General features: G+C 41.9%; 3 protein-coding genes. All 3 read right to left on the bottom strand.

Translation table 11 applies throughout. The features are described from left to right. Positions 1-62: 62 nt before the first annotated feature. The 3 genes from B2V92_RS25380 to B2V92_RS25370 are packed head-to-tail and all read right to left on the bottom strand — an operon-like array spanning position 63 to position 3,483. Positions 63-2,450 (bottom strand): multicopper oxidase family protein, encoded by a 2,388-nt coding sequence (locus B2V92_RS25380; protein ID WP_293313378.1) that lies wholly within the window; start codon positions 2,448-2,450, stop codon positions 63-65. Positions 2,451-2,469: 19 nt separating this feature from the next. Beyond that, entirely contained in the window at positions 2,470-2,937 is a 468-nt protein-coding gene (locus B2V92_RS25375; RefSeq protein ID WP_293313377.1) for a heme-binding domain-containing protein, read from the bottom strand. 3 nt (positions 2,938-2,940) lie between these two features. Continuing rightward, the gene (locus tag B2V92_RS25370; RefSeq protein ID WP_293313375.1) at positions 2,941-3,483 is read right to left on the bottom strand and encodes a DUF3347 domain-containing protein; all 543 of its coding nucleotides are present in this window, start codon (positions 3,481-3,483) and stop codon (positions 2,941-2,943) included. Between the last annotated feature and the right edge of the window lie 248 nt (positions 3,484-3,731).

Here is a 3,731-nt window from a genome sequence, read left to right as displayed (position 1 = left end):
TTCGGTCGAGATGACGTTTTTTATTTAGCCCTATACCTTAAACCTTATGCCCTATACCTTACTTAATAATTAAAAGTCAACCCACCGCCAAGGCCCATATCGCTATCGTAGTGCGTAGAAAGTGCAATATATTTCGTTAATATGTACCGAAGGCCTGCGGCATATTCTTTATCGGTATTTACCATAAAGTTTGCGCGTAAACGTTTCGAAACCGGTATATCTTCCCGTCCCAATTGAAACCTTAATTTTCCGTTGCCATCAATCCTGGCATCGGCAACAATCAGCATCGGTAGGGTATAGGCAATACCGGCAACAATGGTTTTGCGGTTTTCTTTATTGCTGATCTGCCCGAACATATTGCGTTCATCGCTCCCGAAAATGTTTTTTTCATCGGGATTAAATGCTTTGTAATGGTAATCGAAACCTACATAGGGGAACAACCATTGATTGCGGCCAATATATCTGCCCAGCATGGTTTCACTTTCATAACCCATCATTGCATTTGTTCCTAAATGCCACATGGTATTTAGCGACCAACGGGTTTGTGCCAGCATCAACTGTCCATCGCTACCGCTGCTCTCTATACCTACTCGACCCATTAAATGTGGCATGCGATCGTCCCAGAAGAGTTTACGCTGGGCCAGTTTTGGGTTGGGTACATCAGGGTTGGGTGGCGAATTTTCGTAACTGAACACCCTGCCCATACCGCTCATCATGTGGTATAAAATGTGGCAATGGAAAAACCAATCACCTCCATTTTCTGTAGCCGCAAATTCGATTGTATCCCTTTCCATCGGCATAATATCGAGTACGTTTTTCATCGGGGCGTAATCTCCCTGTCCGTTAATTACCCTAAAATCATGCCCATGCAGGTGCATCGGGTGACGCATCATACTGTTATTGTATAATATGATTCTTAAATTTTCACCTTTTTTGATCAGGATTTTATCCGATTCTGACACCGTTTTATTATCCAGCGTCCATACATAACGGTTCATGTTGCCTGTAAGGTCAAATTTTAATTCACGAACAGGACCTTTTGGTAAAACCGTTTTTTTAGGATCGCGTAACATGTTGTAATTCAGGGTGACAATATTGGGTATTTCATCATCCATATTCATGTCGCCCATATTCATATCGTCCATTTTGCCCATTTTTTCGGCATTTTCTGGCCCGGTAATTTCCGGATACATTACCGTATTCATGTCCATCACCTGGTTTTGCATTTTCATGCCCTTCATTTCAACCATGTTACCGTTCATGTCCATCATGTCGTTCATCATTTTCATCCCGGCGAAATATTTAAGCTTGGGCATTTTTCCGGCGGCTACTTTTTCGCCCTGCCCCAGCCATAAAGAAGCAGATTTGGTCCGGTCTTCAGGGGTTACCAAAAACTCGTAACTTTTATTTTCGGGGATGGTAACCACCACATCGTAGGTTTCGGATACTGCAATAATCAAACGGTCTACTTCAACCGGTTCTACATCATTGCCATCTGTTGCTACAACGGTGATTTTTCCACCGGCATATTTAAGCCAGAAATAGGATGAAGCCCCTGCATTGGCAATCCGTAACCTTACTTTATCACCGGCCTTAAACTGTGGTTGATGGTATTGGTTTTCTCCATTTATCAGAAATTTATCGTAATACACATCGCTAACATCCATGGCGTTCATCCTTTTCCACTCGTTGGCCACTTTGGTTTTAAAATTTCCGGTTTTAAGGGCTTCGGCATAACTCTGTGTAGTGCCTTTTTTAATCGAAAACCAATCGCTGGCTGCATGTAAACTTCTCTGCACTTCCTCCGGTTTCATATTGGTCCACTCGCTTAATACCAACGGGATGGAAGGAATATCCCATTCTTTCCGTTTTTTGATGATAAATGCACCATACATGCCGATCTGTTCCTGCAGCATCGTGTGGCTATGGTACCAGTGTGTTCCATTTTGGATGATCGGGAATTTATAAAGGTGTGTGGCGCCCGGTTTTATCGGCATCTGCGTCATATTGGGCACACCATCGTAACGGTTGGGAAGGAAAAGGCCATGCCAGTGCATAGAAGTTTCTTCCATTAATTTATTGTGCACATAAATTTCGGCCGTATCTCCCTCGGTAAAAGTTAGGGTAGGCATAGGGATGCTGCCGTTTACCGCAATGGCATGTTTGGGCTTGCCACCATAAGTTACAGTAGTATCGGTAACGTATAAATCGTAACGGACGGTTCGTGGAGGCACGTTCGAGGTAATGGTTTTTATCGGACCAAGGTTTGCTTTTGCCTTTTTAATGTTATCCATCGTGCCTGATGGGTTGCCCATATCCATGCCCTCCATATCGTCCTTTTTCTCCGTTACTTTGGTTTTTTCTTTCTCTGGCATTTTCATTCCTTTCATCTCTTGGGCACCAACGCCTAGCGAAAAGAACATTAAAATGCTGAATATTATATTTTTCATCTTTCGATATTTATCTTTTTTAAAACTGAACCTTTTCAAGGCTATCCTTCGATGCAGTTGTCCAGGCCTCTATCAATTTTTTTTCATCTTTAGTCAATACCGCGTTTTTATGGATCAATGTATACGATGCAATGGGCATGGTGCCATCCGCGATACTGTTTTCAATCGCACGCAGTTTGCTGATCTGTCTACGCAAGGTATATTCCTTAAAGTTATCAAAATTGAGCTCCGCTTTGGCCGCTTTGATGTGTTTATTAACGAACGAGTTAACTGGTTGAATTTGTGCATACCAGGGATACCGGGTATTGTTGCTATGACAATCGTAACAGGCCTTTTTAAGTATGCCGTTTACCTGATCGGGAATGGGAACAACCTTCGAAATATGATTTGGCATAGCAGATGGATCGTTATTTTGAACAGGCCTGTAAAACTGGACTGCTATTATGATCAATAGCAGTCCAATCAATATTTTCTTTACGAAAGACATCTGTTAATGCAGTGTTTCCTTAATTGCACCACAGGTAGACATGGCTTTTCCGAAATAAGGGTTTTTAATGTCCTTCACTTCGCTAAGCCAGATGGCACCTTTACCTTTGTTGTACATCGGGCACCTATCAACGTAAATTTCGCGGCCGGCGCCCAATAATTTAGTAATGTCGTAAATGTCTTTGCTCAATAGATCGAAGTGTTCGCGTTGGTGGGGAATATTGGTTCCATTTAACCCGATATGTTCGGCATGTTCTTTGGCATCATCCACTATATCCGTGTAGGTTTTTCTCTGCGAAGCGGTAAGTTTGGATTGATCGAAAGCCGCAAATGCTTTTACCAGTTCGTTGCCGGCAGCGGCAGCATTTTTGCCGTTATCAGTAACCAACGCATTTTTTAATTTTAGATAGGCATCTAAAATGGCTGTTGGACTATTTTTCAGCGCCTGATCTTCTGTAAGGTGATCTGTTTGTTTCGTAGCCGCATTTGAGCTGTATGTGCTAAAGAAAAATAAAGAAAATGCGATGCTATATAATAAAGTTTTCATGTGATTTATTTTTTAAAATGATATTACAGGGCTTTATGATGCTCCAATCAGGGCATTTAGGCCATATTAAGATTTTTAATTTTTCCCGCAGATTTAAGGAGATTACAGTTGCAGACTACCGCAGATATTATTAATTCATTTAAATCTGCGTCCCTTTTCTGCGGAATCAGCGGGAACAAAAAATCCTATATCTGAAAACTTTGTATGGATATCCTGATATCAGGATGCGGTGGACGGTAACGGTGCTG

The organism is Pedobacter sp. UBA5917 (assembly GCF_002432345.1).
GTDB lineage: Bacteria > Bacteroidota > Bacteroidia > Sphingobacteriales > Sphingobacteriaceae > Pedobacter.
This window is presented reverse-complemented; position numbering and strand designations above follow the sequence as displayed.